Raw genomic sequence first — 23,717 nt, 5'->3', positions numbered from 1 at the left:
CCTCGCCGTTTCTCCCGGCTCGTGGCTCTCGCCTCGTGCCTCGTGGATCTCAGACGTTGAACCCGAGCGCGCGCAGCTGCTCGCGGCCGTCGTCCGTGATCTTGTCGGGGCCCCACGGCGGCATCCAGACCCAGTTGATGCGCAGCTCGTTGACGAGGCCGTCCGTGGCGGACTTGGCCTGGTCCTCGATCACGTCCGTCAGCGGGCAGGCCGCCGAGGTCAGTGTCATGTCGACGGTGGCGATGTTCGCCGCCTCGTCGATGTGGATGCCGTAGATCAGACCCAGGTTGACGACGTCGATGCCCAGCTCGGGGTCGACGACGTCCATCAGGGCCTCGCGGAGCTCCTCCTCCGAGACCGGCTTCATCTCCACGGTGTCGCTCATGCCGTCTTCCTTTCGGCCTCGGCTCCGCCCAGCGCCTGGGCCGTCGCGTCCTTCCACGCCATCCAGCTCAGGAGGGCGCACTTCACCCGCGCCGGGTACTTGGACACCCCGGCGAACGCGACCGCGTCCTCCAGGACGTCCTCCATCGCGTCGTCGGGCTCGATCCGGCCCTTGGACTGCATCAGCTCCAGGAAGGTCTCCTGGATCTTCTGCGCCTCCGCCAGCTCCTTGCCGACGAGGAGCTCGTTCAGTACGGAGGCCGATGCCTGGCTGATGGAGCAGCCCTGGCCCTCGTACGAGACGTCCTTGATCGTCGTGCCGTCGTACTTCACGCGAAGGGTGATCTCGTCGCCGCACGTCGGGTTCACGTGGTGCACCTCGGCGTCGCCATCCCGAAGACCACGCCCGTGCGGGTTCTTGTAGTGGTCCAGGATGACTTCCTGGTACATGGAGTCCAGCTTCACGGTTTCAGCTCACGCCCTTCAGCCGAAGAAGTTCCGTACGTGCTCCAGGCCCTCGACCAGAGCGTCGATCTCGGCCGGCGTGGAGTACAGATAGAACGACGCTCGCGTGGTCGCAGGAATTCCGTACCTGAGGCACACGGGGCGGGCGCAGTGGTGCCCGACTCGGACCGCGATGCCCTGCTCGTCGAGGACCTGGCCCACGTCGTGCGGGTGGATGTCGCCGAGCGTGAAGGAGATCGCCGCGCCCCGGTCCTCGGCCGTGGTCGGGCCGATGATCTTCAGATCGGGAACCTCGCTCAGCCGCTTCACCGCGTACTCGGTGAGCGCGTGCTCGTGGGCGAGGATCTTGTCCATGCCGATCGAGTTCAGGTAGTCGATGGCCGCGCCCAGACCGACCGCCTGCGCGATCGGCGGGGTGCCCGCCTCGAACTTGTGCGGGGCGGGAGCGTACGTCGAGGAGTGCATCGACACCGTCTCGATCATCTCGCCGCCGCCCAGGAACGGAGGCAGGTCCTCGAGCAGCTCCTGGCGTCCCCACAGCACGCCGATGCCGGTCGGGCCGCACATCTTGTGGCCGGTGAAGGCCACGAAGTCGGCCTGCAGGGCCTGCACGTCCAGCGGCATGTGCGGCGCGGCCTGGGAGGCGTCGACGCAGACCAGGGCGCCGACCTCCTGGGCGCGGCGCACTATCGCCTCGACGGGGTTCACGGTGCCCAGGATGTTCGACACCAGCACGAAGGAGACGATCTTCGTCTTCTCCGTGATGATCTCGTCGATGTTGGACAGGTCGAGGCGGCCGTCCTCGGTGAGGCCGAACCACTTCAGCTTCGCGCCCGTGCGCTGCGCCAGCAGCTGCCACGGCACGATGTTGGAGTGGTGCTCCATCTCCGTGATGACGATCTCGGTCTCGGAGTCCACCCGGTAGGGCTCGTCGGCCCAGCCGAGCATGTTCGCCACGAGGTTCAGCGACTCGGAGGCGTTCTTGGTGAAGATCACCTCGTCGCGGCTCGGCGCGTTGATGAACTCGGCGACCTTGTCACGCGCGCCCTCGTACAGCGCCGTGGCCTCCTCGGCGAGCACATGCACACCGCGGTGGACGTTGGCGTTGTAGCGCTCGTAGTACTCGCTGAGGACGTCCAGCACCTGGCGCGGCTTCTGCGACGTCGCCGCGTTGTCCAGGTACACGAGCTTCCTGCCGTCGTGGACCAGTCGGTCCAGGACGGGGAAGTCCTTACGGATCGCCTCGGTGTCGAGGAGGCCCGGCAGCTGTGTCACGCGGATGCGCCACCCTTCACGTATGCCTCGTAGCCCTCGTTCTCCAGCTTGTCCGCGAGCTCGGGGCCGCCGGACTCGACGATGCGGCCGCCGGCGAACACGTGGACGTGGTCGGGCTTGATGTAGCGCAGGATGCGCGTGTAGTGCGTGATCAGCAGGGTGCCGACCTCGCCGGTCTCGCGGACGCGGTTGACGCCCTCGGAGACGATGCGAAGCGCGTCGACGTCCAGACCCGAGTCGGTCTCGTCGAGGATCGCGATCTTCGGCTTGAGCAGCTCGAGCTGGAGGATCTCGTGGCGCTTCTTCTCACCGCCGGAGAAGCCCTCGTTCACGTTGCGCTCGGCGAAGGACGGGTCGATGTTGAGGCGCTCCATGGCCTCCTTGACCTCCTTCACCCAGGTGCGCAGCTTCGGGGCCTCACCGCGGATCGCGGTGGCCGAGGTGCGCAGGAAGTTGGAGACCGAGACGCCGGGGACCTCGACCGGGTACTGCATCGCCAGGAACACGCCGGCGCGGGCGCGCTCGTCGACGGACATCTCCAGGACGTCCTCGCCGTCGAGCAGCACGGTGCCGCCGGTGACGGTGTACTTGGGGTGACCCGCGAGCGAGTAGGCGAGGGTCGACTTGCCCGAGCCGTTGGGGCCCATGATGGCGTGCGTCTCGCCCTGCTTCACGGTGAGGTCGACGCCCTTGAGGATCTCCTTCGTGGCGTTGTCGGCCTCGACGGTGACGTGCAGGTCTCGGATTTCAAGCGTTGCCATGGGTGCCTCAGGACTCCTGGGTGAGGGAGACGAGCACGTCGTCCCCTTCGATCTTTACGGGGTATACGGGGACGGGGCGCGTCGCGGGAAGGGCGTCCGGCTTGCCGGAGCGGAGGTCGAAGCGCGAGCCGTGCAGCCAGCACTCGATGTGGCAGTCGTCGACCTCGCCCTCGGACAGGGAGACGTTCGCGTGCGAGCAGATGTCGTTGATCGCGAACACCTCGCCCTCGGTGCGCACGACGGAGATGGGCGTGCCGTCGAGTTCCACCCGCTTCGGGGTGTCCTCCTCCAGCTCGCTCAGACCGCAGACACGTACGAAGGCGCTCATGCGACGGACGCCTCCAGCTCCTCTTCGATCTTGGCGATCAGCCGCTCCTCGATGTCCGCGACACCGATCTGCTGGACCAGCTCGGCGAAGAAGCCGCGGACCACCAGACGGCGTGCCTCGTGCTCCGGGATACCGCGGGCCATCAGGTAGAACAGCTGCTCGTCGTCGAAGCGGCCGGTGGCGCTGGCGTGGCCGGCGCCGACGATCTCGCCGGTCTCGATCTCCAGGTTGGGGACCGAGTCGACACGGGCGCCGTCCGTCAGGACGAGGTTGCGGTTCATCTCGTACGTGTCCGTGCCCTCGGCCTTGGCCTCGATGAGCACGTCACCGATCCACACGGCGTGCGCGTCGTCGCCCTGGAGCGCGCCCTTGTAGACGACGTTCGACTTGCAGTGCGGGGTGTTGTGGTCGACGAAGAGCCGGTGCTCCTGGTGCTGACCCCGGTCGGTGAAGTACAGGCCGAACAGCTCGGCCTCCCCGCCGGTGCCGGCGTAGGTCACCCGCGGGTGCAGACGGACCACGTCGCCGCCGAAGGTCACGACCACGGACTTGAAGCTCGCGTCCCGGCCGACCAGCGCGTTGTGCTGGGCCACGTGCACGGCCTTGTCGTCCCAGTCCTGGACGGAGACGACGGTCAGCTTGGCGCCGTCACCCAGGATGTAGTCGACGTTGGCGGCGAGCACCGCGTCACCGGTGTGGTCGATGACGACGACGGCCTCGGCGAAGGCGCCCAGTTCGATCACCTGGTGGCCGAAGGCGGTCCCGCCCTGGCCGTGCACCGCGATGCGGATCGGCTCGGTGAGGACGGTCTCCTTCGGGACGGTGACCACGCCGGCCTTCTCGAACGCCGAGTACGCCTGGGCGGCGACGCGGTCCACCGGGGTGCCCGCCCTGCCGAGCCGCGCGTCGTCGCGGCCGACGGTCTCGACGGTGACGCCCTCGGGGGCCTGGACGTCGACCTTCACGCCGTCGCCGTTCGCGACGGCGGTGCCGTCGTGCAGCCCGCGCAGCCGCTCCAGGGGGGTGAACCGCCACTCCTCCTCGCGACCGTGCGGCACCGGGAAGTCCGCCACGTCGAAGGACGGCGGCGCGCTCATGCGCGTGGCGACGGTCGACTCGGCGGCGACCGCGATCGAGCCGGCGGTGGTGGAACCCACCGGAATGTTCTGGGCCTCAGCCATGGCTGTCGTTGTGCTCTCTTCCTGCGTCAGAAATCTGCGTGCTGCTTGTCCGGCGGCGGTCGTCAGCCGACCGCGCCCTCCATCTGCAGCTCGATCAGCCGGTTGAGCTCCAGCGCGTACTCCATGGGCAGCTCCTTGGCGATCGGCTCGACGAAGCCGCGCACGATCATCGCCATCGCCTCGTCCTCGGACAGGCCGCGGCTCATCAGGTAGAAGAGCTGGTCCTCGGAGACCTTGGAGACGGTGGCCTCGTGACCCATGGAGACGTCGTCCTCACGGACGTCCACGTACGGGTACGTGTCCGACCGGGAGATGGTGTCGACGAGCAGCGCGTCGCAGAGCACGTTCGACTTCGACCCGGCGGCGCCCTCGCCGATCTCGATCAGACCACGGTAGGACGTACGGCCGCCACCGCGCGCGACGGACTTCGACACGATGTTGGACGACGTGTTCGGCGCCATGTGGACCATCTTGGCGCCGGCGTCCTGGTGCTGGCCCTCGCCCGCGAAGGCGATGGAGAGGGTCTCGCCCTTGGCGTGCTCGCCCATCAGGTAGACGGCGGGGTACTTCATCGTCACCTTGGAGCCGATGTTGCCGTCGACCCACTCCATGGTCGCGCCCTCGTAGGCCACGGCGCGCTTGGTGACCAGGTTGTAGACGTTGTTCGACCAGTTCTGGATGGTCGTGTAGCGGCAGCGGGCGTTCTTCTTGACGATGATCTCGACGACCGCGCTGTGCAGCGAGTCGCTCTTGTAGATCGGGGCCGTACAACCCTCGACGTAGTGCACGTAGGCACCCTCGTCGACGATGATCAGGGTCCGCTCGAACTGGCCCATGTTCTCCGTGTTGATGCGGAAGTAGGCCTGGAGCGGGATCTCCACGTGCACGCCCTTCGGCACGTAGATGAAGGAGCCGCCGGACCACACGGCGGTGTTCAGCGCGGCGAACTTGTTGTCACCGGCCGGGATGACCGTGCCGAAGTACTCCTTGAAGAGCTCCGGGTGCTCCTTCAGCGCGGTGTCGGTGTCGAGGAAGATGACGCCCTGCTCCTCCAGGTCCTCGCGGATCTGGTGGTAGACGACCTCCGACTCGTACTGGGCCGCGACACCGGCCACGAGGCGCTGCTTCTCCGCCTCCGGGATGCCGAGCTTGTCGTACGTGTTCTTGATGTCCTCGGGGAGGTCCTCCCAGGACTCCGCCTGCTTCTCCGTGGAGCGCACGAAGTACTTGATGTTGTCGAAGTCGATGCCGGACAGGTCCGAGCCCCAGTTCGGCATGGGCTTCTTCTCGAAGAGCTTCAGGCCCTTCAGGCGCAGCTTGGTCATCCACTCCGGCTCCGACTTCTTGCCGGAGATGTCGCGGACGACCTCCTCGTTGAGGCCGCGCCTGGCAGAGGCACCGGCCACGTCGGAGTCGGCCCAGCCGTATTCGTACTTGCCCAGGCCCTCGAGCTCAGGGTGGGCAGTCTCCGTGGGGAGAGTCATGCGGGGTTCCTCCCGGCCGTGCTTGCAGATGCGTTGTGGGTGGTCTCGGAAATCTTCGAAGCCCTGCGGGGCGTCTGGTGCGCCGCCTTCGGGATGAACGTCGTGCAGACGCCGTCGCCGTGCGCGATCGTGGCCAGTCGCTGGACGTGTGTGCCGAGCAGCTGGGAGAAGACCTCCGTCTCGGCCTCGCACAGCTGCGGGAACTGCTCCGCCACATGGGCGACCGGGCAGTGGTGCTGGCACAGCTGCTCGCCGACCGGTGCGCTGCGCGCCGTAGCAGCGTACCCGTCCGCACTCAGGGCCTTGGCCAGCGCTTCGGTGCGCTGTTCCGGGGAAACGGCCTCGATCGCCTCGCGGTAGGCGCCTGCCTGCGCGGCGATCCGGGCGCGGGCGAACGCGGCGACGGCCGCCTCACCGCCCTCGTGCTCGGCGATCCAGCGCAGGGCGTCCGCCGCGAGCTTGTCGTACGACTGGTCGAAGGCGTCGCGCCCGCAGTCCGTGAGCGCGAAGACCTTGGCGGGCCGCCCGCGCGTGCGCGTGCCGTACACACGCTGCTCGCGGGCCTCCACAACGTCGTCGACGACGAGCGCGTCCAGATGACGGCGTACGGCCGCCTGGGTGAGTCCCAGCCGCCCGGCCAGCTCGGCGACGGTCGACGGGCCGTGGTCCAGGATGGACCGCGCGACCCGGTTGCGCGTCGAGCGGTCCGAGCGCATCCCAGCCGCGAGCTCCTCCTGAGGGGCCCCCACCGGGGTCTCCCGAGCCTCGCCGACGTTTTTCACAACGCCATTGTTGCGTAATTCCGCAGAAGCTGACAAGCGCCGTCCGGGCGGCCGGCCGGTGCGGTACGTCACTTAGGCATACCTAAGCCGACCTGCGGAAACGCTGGGCGATCGATCAAACCGGTGGCGGTCACCGGCGGTGTGGACAAGACTCCGGGGCCATGCCCGCACCCCTCCCGACCGGCCCTCTTGTCACCAGGGACGCTCTTCGCGCACGACTGCGTGCGCTCGGCGTCACGCCCGGCGAGATCCTCCTCGTGCACTCTTCGCTCAGTTCGCTCGGCTGGGTCAACGGAGGTGCCGTCACGGTCGTCCAGGCACTGCTCGACACCCTCGGCCCGGACGGCACGCTGGTGGTGCCGACGCAGTCCGGCGATCTGTCCGACCCCGCGCTGTGGGGAAATCCGCCGGTACCGGAGGAATGGTGGGAGACCATCCGGGCCACCATGCCCGCCTACGACCCCAGGACCACGCCCACGCGCGGGGTCGGCGTGATCCCGGAGACGGTACGCACCTGGCCCGGTGCCCTGCGCAGCGCCCACCCCCAGACGTCCTTCGCCGCGGTCGGCCCGCACGCCTCGGGGATCGTCGAGGGGCACTCGCCCGACTGCCGCCTGGGCGAGCACAGCCCGCTGGCCCGGCTGGAGGCCCTGGGCGCCCGAGTGCTGCTGCTGGGGGCCGGATACGACGCCTGCACCTGTTTCCATCTGGCCGAGTACCGCATACCCTCGCCGCTCGTCCGGGTGGGGCGGCCCGGACCGAACGGATGGGAGGTGGTGACCGAGGTGTCGATCACTTCCGAGCGCTTCGACGAGCTGGGGCACGACTTCGAGCGGGACCGGCCCGTCACGCGCGGAAAGGTGGGCGCGGCCGACGCACGGCTGTTCCCGGTCGCGGACGCGGTGGCCTATGCGGAGCGGTGGCTGGCACTGCACAGGCCGCGTGACGAGTAGTTTCCGGACGCGGTCGTACCCGGTGCAATCGGTTTCCGGCCCCCCTCGTCCGGTGCTCGACACGCCTACCTAGACTCTGGACCCATGGGAAGTGAGCCGGTCGTCCAGGTACAGGCCCTGGTGAAGCGGTATGGCACGAAGACCGCGGTGAACGGGCTCGACCTGGTGGCCCGGGCGGGCATCACCGCTGTTCTCGGCCCCAACGGGGCGGGAAAGACGACGACGGTCGAGACCTGCGAGGGCTACCGGAAGCCGGACTCGGGCACGGTCCGCGTCCTGGGCCTCGACCCTGTCAGGGAGGCCGCCGCGCTGCGCCCCCGGATCGGTGTGATGCTCCAGTCCGGCGGCGTGTACTCGGGTGCCCGGGCGGAGGAGATGCTCCGCCACGTGGCCAAGCTGCACGCGCACCCCCTCGACGTGGACGCGCTCGTCGAGCGGCTGGGGCTCGGCAGCTGCGGGCGGACGCCGTACCGGCGCCTGTCGGGCGGGCAGCAGCAGCGGCTCGCGCTCGCCATGGCCGTCGTCGGCCGCCCCGAGCTGGTCTTCCTCGACGAGCCCACCGCCGGCCTCGACCCGCAGGCCCGCAGGGCCACCTGGGACCTCGTCCGCGACCTGCGCACCGACGGGGTTTCCGTCATCCTGACCACCCACTACATGGACGAGGCCGAGCAGCTCGCCGACGACGTCGCGATCATCGACGCGGGCCGGGTCATCGCCCAGGGCCACCCGGAGGAGCTCTGCCGCGGCGGCGCGGAGAACACGCTCCGCTTCACCGGGCGGCCCGGCCTCGACGTCGGCTCCCTGCTGAAGGCGCTCCCGGCCGACTGCTCCGCGGCGGAGCTGACGCCGGGCGCGTACCGCGTCATCGGCAAGGTCGATCCGCAGCTGCTGGCGACGGTCACCTCGTGGTGCGCCCAGCACGGGGTGATGCCGGACAGGATCTCGGTCGAACGGCACACCCTCGAGGACGTTTTCCTCGAGCTCACCGGCAAGGAGCTGCGCTCGTGACCACCGTCGGCACCTACGCGCCCCAGCCCGGCGCCGCCCCCCTGCCCCGCATGATCGCCGCTCAGGCCGCGCTCGAGACGCGGATGCTGTTGCGCAACGGCGAGCAGCTGCTCCTGACAGTCGTCATCCCCACGCTGCTGCTGGTCCTCTTCAGCTCGGTCGACATCGTCGACACCGGCGCGGGCAAGGCCGTCGACTTCCTCGCCCCCGGCATCCTGGCCCTCGCCGTGATGTCGACGGCGTTCACGGGACAGGCCATCGCGACCGGCTTCGAACGCCGCTACGGCGTACTGAAGCGGCTCGCGTCCTCCCCGCTCCCCCGCTGGGGGCTGATGACCGCCAAGACGGCCTCCGTCCTCGTCACCGAGATCCTCCAGGTGGTCCTGCTGACGGTGATCGCCTTCGCGCTGGGCTGGTCGCCGCACGGCAACCCCCTCGCCGTGCTGCTCCTGCTGGTCCTCGGCACGGCCGCCTTCTCGGGGCTCGGCCTGCTGATGGCGGGCACGCTGAAGGCGGAGGCCACCCTGGCCGCCGCCAACCTGGTGTTCCTGCTGCTGCTCGTGGGCGGCGGTGTGATCGTGCCGCTTGACAAGTTCCCCTCCGGCGCCCGGGACGTGCTCGGTCTGCTTCCGATCTCCGCCCTCTCCGACGGCCTCAGGTCCGTGCTGCAGCACGGGGCCGGAACGCCCTGGGGGGACCTGGGCATCCTGGCGGTGTGGGCCGTTGTCGGGCTGGCCGCGGCCGGGAGGTTCTTCCGCTGGGAGTGACCCGCTCCGCCTGGGCCGACCCCTCGTGAAAGCGTGCACAAGCGGCCCCCTACCATGAAGGGCGTGCCAAACGTGACCCGCGCCGACGCCGTAGCGGCCGTGCGCAACCCGCTCGCCTTCATCGCCGCACGCTGGACACCGCATCCCAGGACGGTTCAGCGGGCGGCGCTCGCCGCGCTCCTGATGTCGGTGGTGATCGTCGTCACCGGCGGTGCCGTGCGCCTGACCGGCTCCGGGCTGGGCTGCCCGACCTGGCCCGAGTGCACGGACGGCTCGCTGACCACGACCCGCGCCATGGGCTGGCACGGCGCCATCGAGTTCGGCAACCGCATGCTGACGTACGTGCTGTGCGCGGCCGTCGGCTGGGCGATCGTCGCGGCACGTTCACAGAAGCCGCGGCGGCGCAGCCTCACCCGGCTCGGCTGGGCACAGTTCTGGATCGTGATGAGCAACGCGATCCTCGGCGGCATCGTCGTCCTGGTCGGCCTCAACCCGTACACCGTCGCCGCCCACTTCCTGCTCTCCACCGCGCTCATCACGGTGGCCACGGTGATGTGGCAGCGCGCACGGGAGGGCGACGAGGCACCCCGCCCGCTGGTCGGCAAGGCCGTCCAGCAGTTGGTGTGGTTCCTGGTGGTCGCCTCGGTGCTGCTCATCGCGGTCGGCACGGTCGTCACCGGTGCGGGACCCCACGCGGGCGACTCCCGCGAGGTCGAGCGCATCCCGATCGACTGGGAGACCGTCGCCAAGCTGCATGCCGTGCTCGCCTGGATCGTGGTGACGCTGACGTTCGCCCTGTGGTTCGTCCTGAAGGCGGTCGACGCGCCGGCCGGCCCGCTGCACCGCACCCGTGAGCTGTTCCTGATCCTCCTCGGCCAGGGCGTCATCGGCTACGTGCAGTACTTCACGCACCTGCCGGAGCTTCTGGTCGGCTTCCACATGTTCGGCTCGTGCCTGGTGTGGATCGGGGTGCTCCGGGTGCTGCTGTCGCTGCGGGAACGCACCGGTGTGACCGCCGGCCTTCCGGGTCCCTCGACGGAGTCGGCCCTCACCAACGTCTGACGGGCCCCGCTCCCCCGGCCCTACGGCTCACTCCAGCCCGTAGACCCGCCGCGCGTTCCCCGCCGCGATCATTGCCGCCACCCGCTGCGCGTCCGCGAGCGACCAGGCGCCCTCGGCGACCCAGCCGCCCAGCAGCCGGGACAGCGCCTCGCGGAAGAGGCGGGCGCCGATCACATGGAGTTCGGGCAGGCCGTGGGCGCCGCTGGAGAAGAGGACCTTGCCGAAGGGCGCCAGCTCCAGGACCTCGGCCAGGACCGCGGCGGCCCGAGCACCGGTGCGCACCAGGGCCGCGCCAAGGTCCGCGTAGACGTGCGGGAAGACCCCGGCCAGATGCGCGGCGTGCCGGTGGTACGGATAGCCGTGCAGCAGGATCAGGTCCGTGCCGAGACCGGCCGTGGCGCGCACGAAGTCGGTGAGCAGGACGGGGTCGGTGCGGTCGATGCGCAGGCCCGGTTCGCCGAGGCCGGCGTGGAGCTGGAGCGGCCGGCCGGAGGCCACCGCGCTCCACAGCAGATGGCGCAGCAGCACCGGGTCCGAGAGGGTGCCTCCGACTCTGCGGCCCGCCAGCCAGCGGCCGGCCGCGCCGCGCACCTCCCCCGGGCCCGGCGGCTCCGGCGCCAGCGCCAGACCGTGCCGTACGCCGGCCACCGAGGTGAACGCCACCGCGTGGGCCGCCGCCCCGTGGATCGACTCGGCGAGATTGGCGAGGAACCCCTCGACGGTGCCGGACGTGTCGGCCACCTGTTCGGCGAGCAGCTCCAGGCGGACGATCTCGTGTGCCTCGGCTTCCCCGGCGGACGCCATCTCGGCGGGCCCGGTCAGGTCGCCGGGCAGCCCGGTGTCGACGAGGTAGGTGGTGATGCCACTGCCGCGCAGCAGCCTGCGCCCCGCCTCCAGGACGCCGAGTTCGCGCCGCCGGGCGAGATAGCGGGCCGGCGGGCAGTGGGGCTCCAGACCGAGCAGCGGCGGACACCAGCGGCGTACGGCGAAGCCCGTCTGGGTGTCGAACAGGGTCGTACCGGCGGCGGGCGGGCCCTCGGTACGGGCGAGGTGGGCCTCGAAGGTGCCGAGGCCCAGCTCGGTGCGGACCACGCCGTGGCAGTACTGGTCCACCAGGGACGGCGTTTCGATCATCCGGACTCCCGTGACTGGACCGTGCCTCCTGAAGGTCCTAACGGGTGAACCCGGCGTGAGGTGTTGCTACCGGGTGGTGCGCGTGCCGCCCACCTGGATCCCCACCATGCGCGTCCACTCGTACGGGCCGGTCTTCACCTTGCCCGCGAACTCGCCGTCGAACGCCTCGTGGACGGTGATACCGGACTTCTCCACCGCCTTCTCGGCCACGGCGTAGGTGGGCGCCACCAGGTCGCCCCAGGTGCCGTCCTCGCCGACGAGCACGATGCGGGCCCCGCGCTGCCCGATGTACGCGACCTGGCCCTCGGCGCCGCCGTGGGCCTTGGAGAAGGAGTCGATCCGCCGTGCGATCCGGGCCGCCCTGCGCTCGTCCTTGGGGTCAACCTGCTGCGTGTCTGCCATGGTCAGGATGCTACCGACGAGTAGATCGACTGGCGAGAGCAGGGCCCTGTGACGTACGTCGGCTCCCCGGAGGCGTTCGTCAGCGGAGGAAGGGATCCACCGCCACCGCGACGAACAGCAGCGAGACGTAGGTGATCGACCAGTGGAAGAGCCGCATCTCCTTCAGCTTGGCCCCGGTGGCCTCCGCCTTCGCCCGGTTCTGCAGCGCGTGCGCCTCCCACAGCCACCAGCCGCCCGCAGCCAGCGCGACCGCCGTGTAGAACCAGCCGGTGTAGCCGAGCGGGGTCAGCAGCAGGGAGACCACGACCATCACCCAGCTGTAGATCACGATCTGCCGGGCGACCACCTTGTTGGAGGCGATGACGGGCAGCATCGGCACACCCACGCGCGCGTAGTCCTCCCTGACCTTCATGGACAGCGGCCAGTAGTGCGGCGGCGTCCAGAAGAACATCACGAGGAAGAGGATGACCGGCGCCCACGACATGGAGTCGGTGACGGAGGACCAGCCGATGAGCACCGGCATGCAGCCGGCGATGCCGCCCCACACGATGTTCTGCGAGGTACGGCGCTTGAGGATCATCGTGTAGACGACGACGTAGAAGAGGAGGGCTCCGAGCGACAGCCACGCCGACAGCCAGTTGACGGTGAAGCCGAACAGGAGCGTCGAGACGACCGCCAGCGTGATGCCGAAGGCGAGGCACTCGCGCGGACTGACCATGCCGGTGACCAGCGGGCGCTGGGAGGTGCGGTCCATGAGCGCGTCGATGTCGCGGTCGATGTACATGTTCAGCGCGTTGGCACCGCCCGCGGACAGGTAGCCGCCGATGCAGGTGAGCAGGACCAGCTTCAGGTCCGGCACGCCCTGCTGGGCGAGGAACATCACCGGGACCGTGGTGATCAGCAGCAGCTCGATGATCCGCGGCTTGGTCAGTGCCACGAACGCCTTGACACGGGCCCCGAACGGCCGGTGGCTCGGGCTCTGGCTCGCACCGAGCTCCCCCACAGCCTTAAGGGCGTGGGAGGTACCCCCACCCGCTGGACGGGATTCGACGGCCGTCACGCACACCCCTGACAGAGACATCCCAGCGAGCCGTGGCTGTGAACGCCCAGTAAAGGCTCGCGCGTACTCACGCAACTTTAGACGTTGCCCGAAGCGCGCCCTTCGCGGGGGGTGGGTCGTGTTGGACGCTGGCCGTGCCGCTGGTGAAGGAGGGGGAAGGAAGAGCCGGACAGAGCTCGATTGAGCGATCGGATGAGCGGGTCCGTATTCAGTTGCCGACTACGGATATGGCGGGTCGGGAGGCGGACCTCCAAGACTCCCGGCAGTCTGGAATGACCCGAAAAGACGCACGTACTTACAGGGGTAGGCTCAGCAGCGGCCGGTGGGCGCCCAGTGCACCGGCATTCGACATGTGGAGAGGAGCCCTGACCCAGGGTGAGCACCAAGCCGACCACCACAGACCTCGAGTGGACCGAGTTGGACCAGCGTGCGGTCGACACCGCGCGTGTCCTGGCCGCCGATGCCGTACAGAAGGTCGGAAACGGCCATCCGGGTACGGCGATGAGCCTGGCTCCGGCCGCCTACACCCTCTTCCAGAAGGTGATGCGCCACGACCCGGCCGACGCCGACTGGGTGGGCCGTGACCGCTTCGTGCTGTCCGCCGGCCACTCGTCCCTGACCCTCTACACCCAGCTCTACCTGGCCGGTTTCGGCCTGGAGCTGGACGACCTGAAGGCCTTCCGCACCTGGGGCTCGAAGACCCCCGGCCACCCCGAGTACGGGCACACGGTGGGCGTGGAGACGACGACCGGCCCGCTGGGCCAGGGTGTCGCCAACGCCGTGGGCATGGCGATGGCCGCCCGCTACGAGCGCGGTCTGTTCGACCCGGACGCCCCGCAGGGCGAGTCCCCCTTCGACCACTTCGTCTACTGCATCGCCGGCGACGGCTGCCTGCAGGAGGGCATCTCCGCTGAGGCGTCCTCACTGGCCGGGCACCAGAAGCTCGGCAACCTGATCCTCCTGTGGGACGACAACCACATCTCCATCGAGGGCGACACCGCGACCGCTGTCTCCGAGGACACGGTCAAGCGGTACGAGGCCTACGGCTGGCACGTGCAGCGCGTCGCCCCGAAGCCGGACGGCGACCTGGACCCGCACGCGATCTACAACGCGATCGAGGCGGCGAAGAAGGTCACGGACCGGCCGTCCTTCATCGCGATGCGTTCGATCATCGCCTGGCCCGCGCCGAACGCGCAGAACACCGAGGCCGCGCACGGCTCCGCGCTCGGCGAGGACGAGGTCGCGGCCACCAAGCGGGTCCTCGGCTTCGACCCGGAGAAGTCCTTCGAGGTGGCGGACGAGGTCCTGGCGCACACCCGCGCGGCGCTGCAGCGGGGCCGGGAGGCCAAGGCCGAGTGGGAGAAGTCCTTCCAGCAGTGGCGGGACGACAACCCCGAGCGCGCCGCCGAGTACGACCGCATCAGCAAGGGCGAGCTGCCCACCGGCTGGGAGGAGAAGCTCCCGGTCTTCGAGGCGGGCAAGGGCGTCGCCACGCGTGCCGCCTCCGGCAAGGTGCTCCAGGCGCTGGGTGCCGTCATCCCCGAGCTGTGGGGCGGTTCCGCCGACCTCGCCGGGTCGAACAACACGACGATCGACAAGAACAGCTCGTTCCTCCCGGCCGACAACCCGCTGCCGGAGGCGAGCCCCTACGGCCGCACCATCCACTTCGGCATCCGCGAGCACTCCATGGCCGCGGAGATGAACGGCATCGCGCTGCACGGCAACACCCGTATCTACGGCGGCACGTTCCTCGTGTTCTCCGACTACATGCGCAACGCCGTGCGCCTGTCCGCGCTGATGCACCTGCCGGTGACGTACGTGTGGACGCACGACTCCATCGGCCTCGGCGAGGACGGCCCCACCCACCAGCCGATCGAGCACCTGGCCTCGCTGCGCGCGATCCCGGGCCTGAACGTCGTGCGCCCGGCCGACGCCAACGAGACCGCGATCGCCTGGCGCGAGATCCTCAAGCGCTGGACGAAGGAGTTCGGCAAGGGCGCCCCGCACGGTCTGGCGCTGACCCGTCAGGGCGTGCCGACGTACGAGCCGAACGAGGACACCGCGCGCGGCGGCTACGTGCTGTTCGAGGCGGACGGCGGCGAGCCTCAGGTGATCCTGATCGCCACCGGGTCCGAGGTGCACGTCGCCGTCGAGGCGCGCGAGCAGCTCCAGGCCGACGGTGTTCCGACGCGCGTGGTGTCGATGCCGTCCGTGGAGTGGTTCGAGGAGCAGGACCAGGGGTACCGGGACAGCGTCCTGCCGCCGTCGGTGAAGGCGCGGGTCGCGGTCGAGGCCGGGATCGGACTCACCTGGCACAAGTACGTGGGGGATGCCGGACGCATCGTTTCCCTGGAGCACTTCGGTGCTTCCGCCGACGGCAAGGTGCTCTTCCGCGAGTTCGGTTTCACTGCCGAGAACGTCGCATCCGCCGCCCGGGAATCGATCGCCGCAGCCCAGCGCTGACGCTGATACACGACACGTAGGAGATGCATTTTCCATGACAGACGCACTCAAGCGCCTCTCCGAGGAAGGCGTCGCGATCTGGCTGGACGACCTGTCGCGCAAGCGGATCACGTCCGGCAACCTCGCCGAACTGATCGACCAGCAGCACGTCGTGGGCGTCACCACCAACCCGACGATCTTCCAGAAGGCGATCTCGTCGGGCGACGGCTACGAGCAGCAGCTCGCCGACCTCGCCGCCCGCAAGGTCACCGTCGAAGAGGCGATCCGCATGATCACCACGGCGGACGTCCGGGACGCCGCGGACATTCTGCGCCCGGTGTTCGACGCCACCGAGGGCCAGGACGGCCGGGTGTCGATCGAGGTCGACCCGCGGCTCGCGCACAGCACCCGGGCCACCGTCGCCGAGGCCAAGCAGCTGGCCTGGCTGGTGGACCGGCCCAACACCCTCATCAAGATCCCGGCGACCCGCGCGGGCCTGCCGGCGATCGCCGAGACGATCGGCAACGGCATCAGCGTCAACGTCACGCTGATCTTCTCCCTCGAGCGCTACCGCGCGGTCATGGACGCCTACCTCAGCGGCCTGGAGAAGGCACGCGAGAAGGGCCTGGACCTCTCCAAGATCCACTCGGTGGCGTCCTTCTTCGTCTCCCGCGTCGACACCGAGATCGACAAGCGGATCGACAAGTTGGGCACCGACGAGGCCAAGGCGCTGCGCGGCAAGGCCGCGGTCGCCAACGCGCGTCTGGCCTACGAGGCGTACGAGGAGGTCTTCTCCTCGGACCGGTGGAGCGCGCTGGAGAAGGCGGGCGCGAACAAGCAGCGTCCGCTGTGGGCCTCGACGGGCGTGAAGGACAAGGCGTACAAGGACACCCTGTACGTGGACGAGCTGGTGGCGCCGAACACGGTGAACACCATGCCGGAGGCCACCCTGGTGGCCACCGAGGACCACGGCGAGATCACCGGCAACACCGTCGCCGGCACCTACGAGCAGGCGCGCGCCGACCTCGACGCGCTCGCGAAGCTCGGAATCTCGTACGACGAGGTGGTCCAGCTCCTGGAGGACGAGGGCGTCGAGAAGTTCGAGGCGTCCTGGAACGACCTCCTCAAGTCGACCGAGGCGGAACTGCAGCGCCTCGCGCCCTCGGAGGGCTGAGATCTTGACATCCGTACACGGAGCGAATCCGCTTCGTGACGCCGCGGACCGGCGGCTCCCGCGTATCGCGGGGCCGTCGGGCCTGGTGATCTTCGGCGTTACGGGCGATTTGTCACGTAAAAAGCTGATGCCGGCCGTTTATGACCTGGCAAACCGGGGTCTGCTGCCCCCGGGCTTCTCGCTCGTCGGCTTCGCCCGCCGCGACTGGGAGCACGAGGACTTCGCCAGGGTGGTCCACGACGCCGTCAAGGAGCACGCCCGCACGCCGTTCCGCGAGGAGGTCTGGCAGCAGCTCCTCCAGGGAATGCGCTTCGTCCAGGGCACCTTCGACGACGACGACGCGTTCGAGCGGCTGCGCTCGACGATCGAGGAGCTCGACAAGGCGCAGGGCACGGGCGGCAACTTCGCCTTCTACCTCTCCGTGCCGCCGAAGTCCTTCCCGGTCGTCATCCAGCAGCTGAAGAAGCACGGCCTGGCCGAGCAGTCGGGCGGTTCCTGGCGGCGCGCGGTCATCGAGAAGCCGTTCGGCCACGACCTGAAGTCGGCCGAGGAGCTCAACAAGGTCGTGCATGAGGTCTTCGCCCCGGAACAGGTCTTCCGCATCGACCACTACCTGGGCAAGGAGACAGTCCAGAACATCCTGGCCCTGCGGTTCGCCAACACGATGTTCGAGCCGATCTGGAACCGGTCCTTCGTGGACCACGTCCAGATCACGATGGCCGAGGACATCGGCATCGGCGGCCGTGCCGGCTACTACGACGGCATCGGTGCCGCCCGTGACGTCATCCAGAACCACCTGCTCCAGCTGCTGGCGCTGACGGCCATGGAGGAGCCCGCCTCCTTCGACGCCGACGCGCTCGCCGCGGAGAAGACCAAGGTGCTCGGCGCGGTCCGGCTGCCGAAGGACCTGGGCGCCTCGACCGTGTTCGGGCAGTACTCGGCCGGCTGGCAGGGCGGCGAGAAGGTCATCGGGTACCTCGAGGAAGAGGGCATCGACAAGAAGTCGAAGACCGACACCTACGCCGCGGTGAAGCTGGAGATCGACAACCGCCGATGGGCGGGCGTGCCGTTCTACCTCAGGACGGGCAAGCGCCTGGGCCGCCGGGTGACCGAGATCGCGGTCGTCTTCCAGCGCGCCCCGCACTCCCCCTTCGACACGACGGCCACCGAGGAGCTCGGCCAGAACGCGGTGGTCATCCGCGTCCAGCCGGACGAGGGCGTCACCGTGCGCTTCGGCTCCAAGGTGCCGGGCACCTCGATGGAGATCCGGGACGTGTCCATGGATTTCGCCTACGGCGAGTCCTTCACGGAGTCCAGCCCGGAGGCGTACGAGCGCCTGATCCTGGACGTGCTGCTGGGCGACGCCAACCTCTTCCCGCGGACCGAGGAGGTCGAGCTGTCCTGGAAGATCCTCGACCCGATCGAGGAGTACTGGGACGAGCACGGCAGGCCCGCGCAGTACCCGGCCGGCACCTGGGGGCCCGTCGAGGCGGACGAGATGCTTCAGCGAGACGGACGGAGCTGGCGCCGGCCATGAAGATAGACCTCACGGACACCACGGCCAGCAAGATCAACAAGGCGCTGGTGGAGGGCCGCCGAGCGATCGGCACGCCCGCCGTCGGCATGGTGCTCACGCTGGTCATCGTCACCGACGAGGAGAACGCCTACGACGCGCTGAAGGCCGCGAGCGAGGCCTCGCGGGAGCACCCCTCGCGCACCCTCGTGGTCATCAAGCGCGTCTCGCGTTCGCCGCGCGACCGCACTTCCTCGCGCCTGGACGCGGAGGTGCTGGTGGGCGCGGACGCGGGCACCGGCGAGACGGTGCTGCTGCGGCTGTACGGCGAGGTGGTGGACCACGCCCAGTCCGTGGTGCTGCCGCTGCTGCTGCCGGACGCGCCGGTCGTCGCCTGGTGGCCCGTCAACGCGCCGCTGGACCCCGCCAGCGACCCCCTGGGCGCGCTCGCCCAGCGCCGGGTCACGGACTCCTACACGGCCGAGGAACCGGTGCGGGAGCTCAGCGCCCGCGCCGACGCCTACACGCCCGGCGACACGGACCTGTCGTGGACCCGCATCACGCCCTGGCGCTCGATGCTGGCCGCGGCCCTCGACCAGGTCACCTGCGAGGTGCGGAAGGTCGAGGTGGAGGGCGAGGAGTTCAACCCGAGCTGCGAGCTCCTGGCGATGTGGCTGGCGGACCGCTTGGACGTCCCGGTCAAGCGGTCGCTCTCCTCGGGCCCCGGCCTGACCGCGGTCCGCATGGAGACGAGCTGCGGCCCGATCACCCTGGACCGCGCGGACGGCTCGCTTGCGACCCTGTCCATCCAGGGCCAGCCGGACCGTGCCGTGGCGCTCAAGCGCCGGGAGACGGCCGAGCTGATCGCGGAGGAGCTGCGACGACTCGACCCGGACGACACGTACGCGTCGGCGCTGCGGTACGGGGTGGACCGGCTGGACACGGGAGCCGCGGAGGCCGCCGGTGCTCCGGCGCAGGAGCCGGTGGCGGTCGAGGCCCCCGTGGAGACGGCCGCGAAGGCCCCCGCGAAGAAGGCCACCAAGAAGGCCCCGGCGAAGAAGGCGGCCGCCAAGTGAGTACTCCCCAGCTCGTCGTGCACCGCGACAAGGAGTTGATGGCCCAGGCCGCGGCGGCCCGGCTGATCACGAAGATCGTGGACGCGCAGGCCTCGCGCGGCTCCGCGTCGGTCGTGCTCACCGGTGGCCGCAACGGCAACGGCCTGCTCGCCGCACTGGCCGCCGCACCGGCCCGGGACGCCATCGACTGGGGCCGTCTGGACCTGTGGTGGGGCGACGAGCGGTACCTGCCGGAGGGCGACCCGGAGCGCAACGTGACCCAGGCCCGTCAGGCTCTGCTGGACTCCGTGCCGCTGGACACCAAGCGCGTGCACGCCATGCCCGCGTCGGACAGCCCGTACGGTACGGACGTGGAGTCCGCGGCCGAGGCGTACGCGATGGAACTGGCCCGCGCCGCGGGTCCCGAGAACCACGGCTCGGTGCCCACCTTCGATGTGCTGATGCTGGGCGTCGGTCCGGACACGCACGTGGCGTCGCTGTTCCCGGAACTGCCGGCGGTGCGGGAGACGGAACGCACGGTCGTCGCCGTCCACGGTGCGCCGAAACCGCCGCCGACGCGGATCTCCCTCACGCTCCCGGCGATCCGGGCGGCGCGTGAGGTGTGGCTGCTCGCGGCGGGCGAGGACAAGGCGCAGGCGGCGGCGATCGCCCTGTCGGGCGCGGGCGAGATCCAGGCACCGGCGGCGGGCGCCTACGGCCGCTCGCGCACACTGTGGCTCCTGGACGCGGCGGCGGCATCGAAGCTGCCGCGCTCTCTGTATCCGCCGGCGTCGCCGTGAAGAGCGGGGCGGCAGCGGACGACCCGACTGCCGCCCCCGTCGGCCCGGTTGACCCCCTCACAGGCCTTCACATTTTCTGCACCAGACATTCATGTACTGGTCAACTTTGTGTAAGCTCCTGGCGCATCGACCGCACCATTGAGGGGGGACCTCATGCGTATACGTTTGGCACTTGCCGCCGTCACGGCCGCAGCGCTCGCCGTCGTCGTCGCGAACCCGGCCCAGGCCACCGAGTACTCCTCCGCCCTGAAGATCAAGGGCGTCCAGTACGACGCACCGGGGCGGGACTCCAACAACTGCCGTACAGGCAACACGAAGAGCGAGTACCTCACGATCAAGAACTACTCGCGCAGCACGACGGTCAACCTGAAGGGCTACGTCGTCAAGGACGCCGCCGGCAACCGGTTCACCTTCCCCGCCAACCATTACCTCCAGCCCGGTGACTACGTGAACCTGCGCGGGGGCCACGGCACCGACTCGGACGCCGGGAACGTCGTCTACCGCCAGAACTGCAACTTCATCTGGAACAACGACAAGGACACCATCTACCTGTACAAGCCGTCCGGTGCCCACGCGGACACCCACGCCTACACCAAGTCCCACGACGACCGGGACGGCAACGGTTACATCACCTTCCACGGCTGACGCCGCCACCGGGCGGGCCGGTTCTGCCGTGACGGCGACCACGGGGAGCCGACCACCACCGCGGGCGGAACGCGGATGAGGTGCGCCCCCAGCGCGGGCGCCTGGCGCTGGACATACGCGCGGGGGCGCCCGGCTCCAGGCCGGCCCCCGCGCGAGTCGCCGTGGCGTGGCTCGGTCACTTGACCGAGCCGGCCATCACCCCCTGCACGAAGTGCCGCTGGAACGCGAAGAACACGACCACCGGCACGATCAACGACAGGAACGCCCCCGGCGCCAGTACATCGATGTTGCTGCCGAACTGCCGTATCTGGGACTGGAGTGCGACGGTCAGCGGTTGTGAGGAGCTGTCCGCGAACAGCAGCGCCACCAGCATGTCGTTCCACACCCACAGGAACTGGAAGATGGCGAGGCTCGCGATCGCGGGCCGCCCCACCGGCAGGACCAGCCGGGTGAAGATCCGCCACTCACTCCCCCCGTCCATCCGCGCCGCCTCCAGCATCTCCTTCGGCATCTCGGCGAAGTAGTTCCGCAGCAGGAACACCGCGAACGGCAGCCCGTACGCCACGTGGAAGAGGACGACACCCGGGATCGTCCCGAACAGGCCGAGCGCGCCGAAGAGCTTTGCCACCGGCAGCAGACCGATCTGCACCGGCACCACCAGCAGCGCCACGACCAGCAGGAACAGCGGTTCCCGCCCGGGGAAGTCCAGCCACGCGAAGGCGTACCCGGCGAGCGCCGCCAGCACGACCACCAGCACCGTCGCCGGCACCGAGATCAGCACGGTGTTCCAGAAGGCCTGCGTGATCCCGGCGTTCTTCAGCAGCGCCGAGTAGTTGTCGAAGGACAGCTGTCCCGGGCTGACCAGCGCTGTCCACCAGCCGCCCCTCGCCGTGTCCTGCGACGACCGCAGCGACGACACGAACAGCCCCGCCAGCGGGGTCAGCCAGATCAGGCCGACCACCACCAGGAAGGCCTGCACGAGCCCGTTGCCCAGCCCCCGCCTCACCGCGTTCATCGCTGACTCCTTCTGAAACGCCGGACGTTGAAGACCATCGCGGGAATCACCAGCAGCAGGAGCAGCACACCCAGCGCGCTGCCGAGGCCCTGGTTGTTGCCGCCGCCGAACGACACCAGCCACATCTGGGTGGCGAGTACGGTCGCGTCCTCCTGCACCGGCCCGGGCGCGATGATGTAGACGAGGTCGAACACCTTCATCACGTTGATGACGAGGGTCACGAAGACCACGGTCAGCACCGGTGCGAGCAGCGGCACCGTGATCCGCCGGAAGATCTCCCACTCGTTGGCCCCGTCCATCCGCGCCGCCTCCAGCGCGTCCCGCGGCAGCGTCGACAGCCCGGCGCCGATCAGCACCATCGCGAAGCCGGTCCAGATCCACAGGTACGCCCCGATGATCGCGGGTGTGACCAGCGTCGGCCCGAGCCAGGACACGCCCTGGTACGGCGCCGAGAAGTTCGAGGACGGCAGCTTCACCGTGTACGAGCCGGACTTCAGCCCCTGGAAGCTGAAGGAGCCGTCGGCCGCCGTCGTCGTACCGGCCACCGTGCGCCCGTCGCGCACGGCCTCGACCTTCATCCCGGGCAGCCCGCTCTCCCGCGGGTCGACCCTCCCCTGCTTCCCGCCGCCACCGGGCGTGAAGTCCAGGTAGACGACCCCGCGCAGTTCGTCCGCCGCGGCCTTCTTCCCGGCGGCCGCGTAGGCGGGCGAGGCATCCTTCGGCAGGTCCTTGGGCAGCACGCCGACCATCGGAAGCGTCACCGAGTCACCCGGTGAGGCGCCCGCACTCGTCGCGTACGACCCGTCACGGCCCTGTGTCAGGCCCTGCCCCTCGCGCGCCCGCGCGGTCGGATACGACGACGCGCCCTTGAACGCGTCGTGGATCGAGACCGCGGCCGCGTTCAGCACCCCCTTGTTGGGGTCCTCGTCGTAGGCGAGCCGGAAGATGATGCCGGCGGCGAGGAAGGACACCGCCATCGGCATGAACAGCAGCAGCTTGAACGCCGTCGCCCAGCGGACCTTCTCCACCAGCACGGCCAGGATCAGGCCGAGCCCCGTCAGCAGCGCCGGAGCCACGACCACCCAGATCGTCGTGTTCCGGATGGCCTTCAGCGTCGCAGGGTCGCGGAACATCTCGGCGTAGTTGTCCCCGCCCACGAACCGGGTGCCGGAGGCGTCGAAGAAGCTCCGGCCGACCGAGAACAGCACGGGGTAGACGACGAGCGCACCGAGCAGCAGCAGCGCGGGGAACACGAACAGCAGGGCGATGATCCGCCCCCGCCGCCGGGTGCGGCGCCTCACGGCGGCACCGGCGGCGGTCGGCGGGCTCGCCTCATTCACGAGCGTGGCGGTCATGGCCGGTCAGCCCTGGTACGCCTTGGCCGCCGCGTCCTCCAGCTGGGCCGCGGTCGCCTTGGGGTTCGACGGGTCGCGCAGGAAGTCCTGCAGCAGCTTCCACTCGCCGGCGCCCTTCGTGCCGCCGAAGGCCGCCGGCGCCTGGTCGGACATGTCGAACCGGACCGAATCGCCCGCCGCGATCAGGGACTTGGCCGTCGCCCGCGTCACGTCGTCGCCGTAGGTGGAGAGATCGAGCTTCTTGTTCGGGGACAGGAAGCCGCCCGCCTTCGCCCACACGGCCGCGGCCTCGGGGGTCGCCAGGTACTCCAGCAGCTTCATGCCGGCCTTGGCGTTCTTGCCGTCCTTGAGGACGACCGCCGCGTCACCGCCGCTGACGACCGGTGCCGTACCGCCGTCGACCGAGGGGAAGGGGAAGAAGTCCGCGTCCTTGCCGATGGTCTTTCCGAACTGGTCGTGCGCGACACCGGCCACGAAGTCGCCCTCGTAGACCATGCCCGCCTGGGGCTTGGGCCCGAACACCTTCTCCACGGAGCCCGGGAAGTCGGTGTTGAGGGCTTCCTGCTGCCCGCCCGCGATCAGCTGCTTGTCCTTGAACAGCTTGCCCAGCGTGGTGAGCGCCTCGACCACGCTCGGGTCCGTCCACTTGAGCTTGTGCGCGGCGAGCGCGTC

24 protein-coding genes are annotated in these 23,717 nt (G+C 69.6%); 10 read left to right on the top strand and 14 right to left on the bottom strand.

Going from position 1 to position 23,717, the window contains the following annotated elements; all coding sequences use genetic code 11:
- Positions 1-49: 49 nt before the first annotated feature.
- The 8 genes from C3488_RS32285 to C3488_RS32250 form a co-directional block, all read right to left on the bottom strand.
- Positions 50-385 carry a metal-sulfur cluster assembly factor gene (locus tag C3488_RS32285; RefSeq protein WP_103844434.1) on the bottom strand — a complete coding sequence of 112 codons (336 nt, stop codon included), beginning with the start codon at positions 383-385 and terminating at the stop codon, positions 50-52.
- Positions 382-849: a Fe-S cluster assembly sulfur transfer protein SufU gene (sufU, locus tag C3488_RS32280; protein WP_103844433.1), complete on the bottom strand. Its 468-nt coding sequence runs from the start codon at positions 847-849 to the stop codon at positions 382-384. Before sufU ends, C3488_RS32285 begins: the two co-directional genes overlap by 4 nt.
- A gap of 18 nt (positions 850-867) precedes the next feature.
- A complete protein-coding gene (locus tag C3488_RS32275; protein WP_103844432.1) occupies positions 868-2,124 on the bottom strand; it encodes a cysteine desulfurase in 1,257 nt (418 codons plus the stop codon).
- The gene (sufC, locus tag C3488_RS32270; protein WP_103844431.1) at positions 2,121-2,885 is read right to left on the bottom strand and encodes a Fe-S cluster assembly ATPase SufC; all 765 of its coding nucleotides are present in this window, start codon (positions 2,883-2,885) and stop codon (positions 2,121-2,123) included. The genes C3488_RS32275 and sufC overlap by 4 nt, the downstream gene beginning before the upstream one ends.
- A 7-nt stretch (positions 2,886-2,892) precedes the next feature.
- A complete protein-coding gene (locus tag C3488_RS32265) occupies positions 2,893-3,213 on the bottom strand; it encodes a non-heme iron oxygenase ferredoxin subunit (RefSeq protein ID WP_103844430.1) in 321 nt (106 codons plus the stop codon).
- Complete coding sequence (gene sufD / locus C3488_RS32260) at positions 3,210-4,394, bottom strand: Fe-S cluster assembly protein SufD (RefSeq protein ID WP_103844429.1); 1,185 nt, start codon at positions 4,392-4,394, stop codon at positions 3,210-3,212. The genes C3488_RS32265 and sufD overlap by 4 nt, the downstream gene beginning before the upstream one ends.
- 62 nt (positions 4,395-4,456) lie before the next feature.
- Positions 4,457-5,878 carry a Fe-S cluster assembly protein SufB gene (gene sufB, locus C3488_RS32255; RefSeq protein ID WP_103844428.1) on the bottom strand — a complete coding sequence of 474 codons (1,422 nt, stop codon included), beginning with the start codon at positions 5,876-5,878 and terminating at the stop codon, positions 4,457-4,459.
- Positions 5,875-6,660, bottom strand: a complete 786-nt coding sequence (locus C3488_RS32250; RefSeq protein ID WP_103844427.1) for a metalloregulator ArsR/SmtB family transcription factor — start codon at positions 6,658-6,660, stop codon at positions 5,875-5,877. Before C3488_RS32250 ends, sufB begins: the two co-directional genes overlap by 4 nt.
- A 161-nt stretch (positions 6,661-6,821) precedes the next feature.
- Here C3488_RS32250 and C3488_RS32245 point away from each other — a divergent pair, with 161 nt between their 5' ends.
- The 4 genes from C3488_RS32245 (at position 6,822) to C3488_RS32230 (ending at position 10,450) form a co-directional block, all read left to right on the top strand.
- Positions 6,822-7,613, top strand: a complete 792-nt coding sequence (locus C3488_RS32245; protein ID WP_103844426.1) for an aminoglycoside N(3)-acetyltransferase — start codon at positions 6,822-6,824, stop codon at positions 7,611-7,613.
- Between the two features lie 84 nt (positions 7,614-7,697).
- Complete coding sequence (locus C3488_RS32240; RefSeq protein WP_103844425.1) at positions 7,698-8,621, top strand: ABC transporter ATP-binding protein; 924 nt, start codon at positions 7,698-7,700, stop codon at positions 8,619-8,621.
- A 50-nt stretch (positions 8,622-8,671) separates the two neighbouring features.
- Positions 8,672-9,388 (top strand): ABC transporter permease, encoded by a 717-nt coding sequence (locus tag C3488_RS32235; protein WP_258053801.1) that lies wholly within the window; start codon positions 8,672-8,674, stop codon positions 9,386-9,388.
- A 54-nt stretch (positions 9,389-9,442) separates the two neighbouring features.
- A complete protein-coding gene (locus tag C3488_RS32230) occupies positions 9,443-10,450 on the top strand; it encodes a heme A synthase (RefSeq protein WP_103844423.1) in 1,008 nt (335 codons plus the stop codon).
- A gap of 27 nt (positions 10,451-10,477) precedes the next feature.
- Here the strand turns inward: C3488_RS32230 and C3488_RS32225 are convergent, their stop codons facing one another.
- The 3 genes from C3488_RS32225 to C3488_RS32215 form a co-directional block, all read right to left on the bottom strand.
- Entirely contained in the window at positions 10,478-11,584 is a 1,107-nt protein-coding gene (locus tag C3488_RS32225; RefSeq protein ID WP_103844422.1) for an amidohydrolase family protein, read from the bottom strand.
- A gap of 66 nt (positions 11,585-11,650) precedes the next feature.
- A complete protein-coding gene (locus C3488_RS32220; RefSeq protein WP_103844421.1) occupies positions 11,651-11,986 on the bottom strand; it encodes a hypothetical protein in 336 nt (111 codons plus the stop codon).
- 79 nt (positions 11,987-12,065) lie between these two features.
- Positions 12,066-13,052, bottom strand: coding sequence for a heme o synthase (locus C3488_RS32215; protein ID WP_181139285.1), 987 nt, complete (start codon positions 13,050-13,052; stop codon positions 12,066-12,068).
- 369 nt (positions 13,053-13,421) lie between these two features.
- On the opposite strand from C3488_RS32215, the gene tkt reads away from it, so the two are divergent.
- The 6 genes from tkt to C3488_RS32185 all read left to right on the top strand — a co-directional run bounded on the left by tkt (position 13,422) and on the right by C3488_RS32185 (position 20,675).
- The gene (gene tkt / locus C3488_RS32210; RefSeq protein WP_103844419.1) at positions 13,422-15,509 is read left to right on the top strand and encodes a transketolase; all 2,088 of its coding nucleotides are present in this window, start codon (positions 13,422-13,424) and stop codon (positions 15,507-15,509) included.
- Between the two features lie 34 nt (positions 15,510-15,543).
- The gene (gene tal, locus C3488_RS32205) at positions 15,544-16,662 is read left to right on the top strand and encodes a transaldolase (protein ID WP_103844418.1); all 1,119 of its coding nucleotides are present in this window, start codon (positions 15,544-15,546) and stop codon (positions 16,660-16,662) included.
- A gap of 4 nt (positions 16,663-16,666) precedes the next feature.
- Positions 16,667-18,199 (top strand): glucose-6-phosphate dehydrogenase, encoded by a 1,533-nt coding sequence (gene zwf / locus C3488_RS32200; protein ID WP_103844417.1) that lies wholly within the window; start codon positions 16,667-16,669, stop codon positions 18,197-18,199.
- Entirely contained in the window at positions 18,196-19,251 is a 1,056-nt protein-coding gene (opcA, locus tag C3488_RS32195) for a glucose-6-phosphate dehydrogenase assembly protein OpcA (RefSeq protein ID WP_103844416.1), read from the top strand. Before zwf ends, opcA begins: the two co-directional genes overlap by 4 nt.
- A complete protein-coding gene (pgl, locus tag C3488_RS32190; RefSeq protein WP_103844415.1) occupies positions 19,248-20,030 on the top strand; it encodes a 6-phosphogluconolactonase in 783 nt (260 codons plus the stop codon). Before opcA ends, pgl begins: the two co-directional genes overlap by 4 nt.
- Before the next feature lie 153 nt (positions 20,031-20,183).
- On the top strand, positions 20,184-20,675 hold the full coding sequence (locus tag C3488_RS32185; protein ID WP_103844414.1) for a lamin tail domain-containing protein: 492 nt from the start codon (positions 20,184-20,186) through the stop codon (positions 20,673-20,675).
- A 175-nt stretch (positions 20,676-20,850) separates the two neighbouring features.
- Here C3488_RS32185 and C3488_RS32180 read toward each other — a convergent pair whose 3' ends face one another.
- The 3 genes from C3488_RS32180 to C3488_RS32170 form a co-directional block, all read right to left on the bottom strand.
- A complete protein-coding gene (locus tag C3488_RS32180) occupies positions 20,851-21,690 on the bottom strand; it encodes a carbohydrate ABC transporter permease (RefSeq protein WP_103844413.1) in 840 nt (279 codons plus the stop codon).
- Positions 21,687-23,045, bottom strand: coding sequence for an ABC transporter permease subunit (locus C3488_RS32175; protein WP_103844412.1), 1,359 nt, complete (start codon positions 23,043-23,045; stop codon positions 21,687-21,689). Before C3488_RS32175 ends, C3488_RS32180 begins: the two co-directional genes overlap by 4 nt.
- A 6-nt stretch (positions 23,046-23,051) precedes the next feature.
- Positions 23,052-23,717 (bottom strand): extracellular solute-binding protein (locus C3488_RS32170; RefSeq protein WP_146067973.1); only part of this gene is annotated, 666 nt, incomplete at its 5' end.

The sequence above is a fragment of the Streptomyces sp. Ru72 genome, from assembly GCF_002920635.1.
In the GTDB taxonomy this organism is placed as follows: Bacteria; Actinomycetota; Actinomycetes; order Streptomycetales; family Streptomycetaceae; genus Streptomyces.
Note: the sequence above shows the minus strand (reverse complement) of the source record. Positions and strands in the feature narration are given on the sequence as shown.

Coding starts and splice junctions, on each gene's coding strand:
- C3488_RS32220 (WP_103844421.1), bottom strand. CDS start 11,986: ATGGCAGACACGCAGCAGGTTGACCCCAAGGACGAGCGCAGGGCGGCC.
- C3488_RS32180 (WP_103844413.1), bottom strand. CDS start 21,690: ATGAACGCGGTGAGGCGGGGGCTGGGCAACGGGCTCGTGCAGGCCTTC.
- opcA (WP_103844416.1), top strand. CDS start 18,196: ATGAAGATAGACCTCACGGACACCACGGCCAGCAAGATCAACAAGGCG.
- C3488_RS32240 (WP_103844425.1), top strand. CDS start 7,698: ATGGGAAGTGAGCCGGTCGTCCAGGTACAGGCCCTGGTGAAGCGGTAT.
- sufC (WP_103844431.1), bottom strand. CDS start 2,885: ATGGCAACGCTTGAAATCCGAGACCTGCACGTCACCGTCGAGGCCGAC.
- C3488_RS32185 (WP_103844414.1), top strand. CDS start 20,184: ATGCGTATACGTTTGGCACTTGCCGCCGTCACGGCCGCAGCGCTCGCC.
- tal (WP_103844418.1), top strand. CDS start 15,544: ATGACAGACGCACTCAAGCGCCTCTCCGAGGAAGGCGTCGCGATCTGG.
- C3488_RS32285 (WP_103844434.1), bottom strand. CDS start 385: ATGAGCGACACCGTGGAGATGAAGCCGGTCTCGGAGGAGGAGCTCCGC.
- sufD (WP_103844429.1), bottom strand. CDS start 4,394: ATGGCTGAGGCCCAGAACATTCCGGTGGGTTCCACCACCGCCGGCTCG.
- C3488_RS32230 (WP_103844423.1), top strand. CDS start 9,443: ATGAAGGGCGTGCCAAACGTGACCCGCGCCGACGCCGTAGCGGCCGTG.
- C3488_RS32245 (WP_103844426.1), top strand. CDS start 6,822: ATGCCCGCACCCCTCCCGACCGGCCCTCTTGTCACCAGGGACGCTCTT.
- C3488_RS32235 (WP_258053801.1), top strand. CDS start 8,672: ATGATCGCCGCTCAGGCCGCGCTCGAGACGCGGATGCTGTTGCGCAAC.
- sufB (WP_103844428.1), bottom strand. CDS start 5,878: ATGACTCTCCCCACGGAGACTGCCCACCCTGAGCTCGAGGGCCTGGGC.
- C3488_RS32265 (WP_103844430.1), bottom strand. CDS start 3,213: ATGAGCGCCTTCGTACGTGTCTGCGGTCTGAGCGAGCTGGAGGAGGAC.
- C3488_RS32175 (WP_103844412.1), bottom strand. CDS start 23,045: ATGACCGCCACGCTCGTGAATGAGGCGAGCCCGCCGACCGCCGCCGGT.
- C3488_RS32225 (WP_103844422.1), bottom strand. CDS start 11,584: ATGATCGAAACGCCGTCCCTGGTGGACCAGTACTGCCACGGCGTGGTC.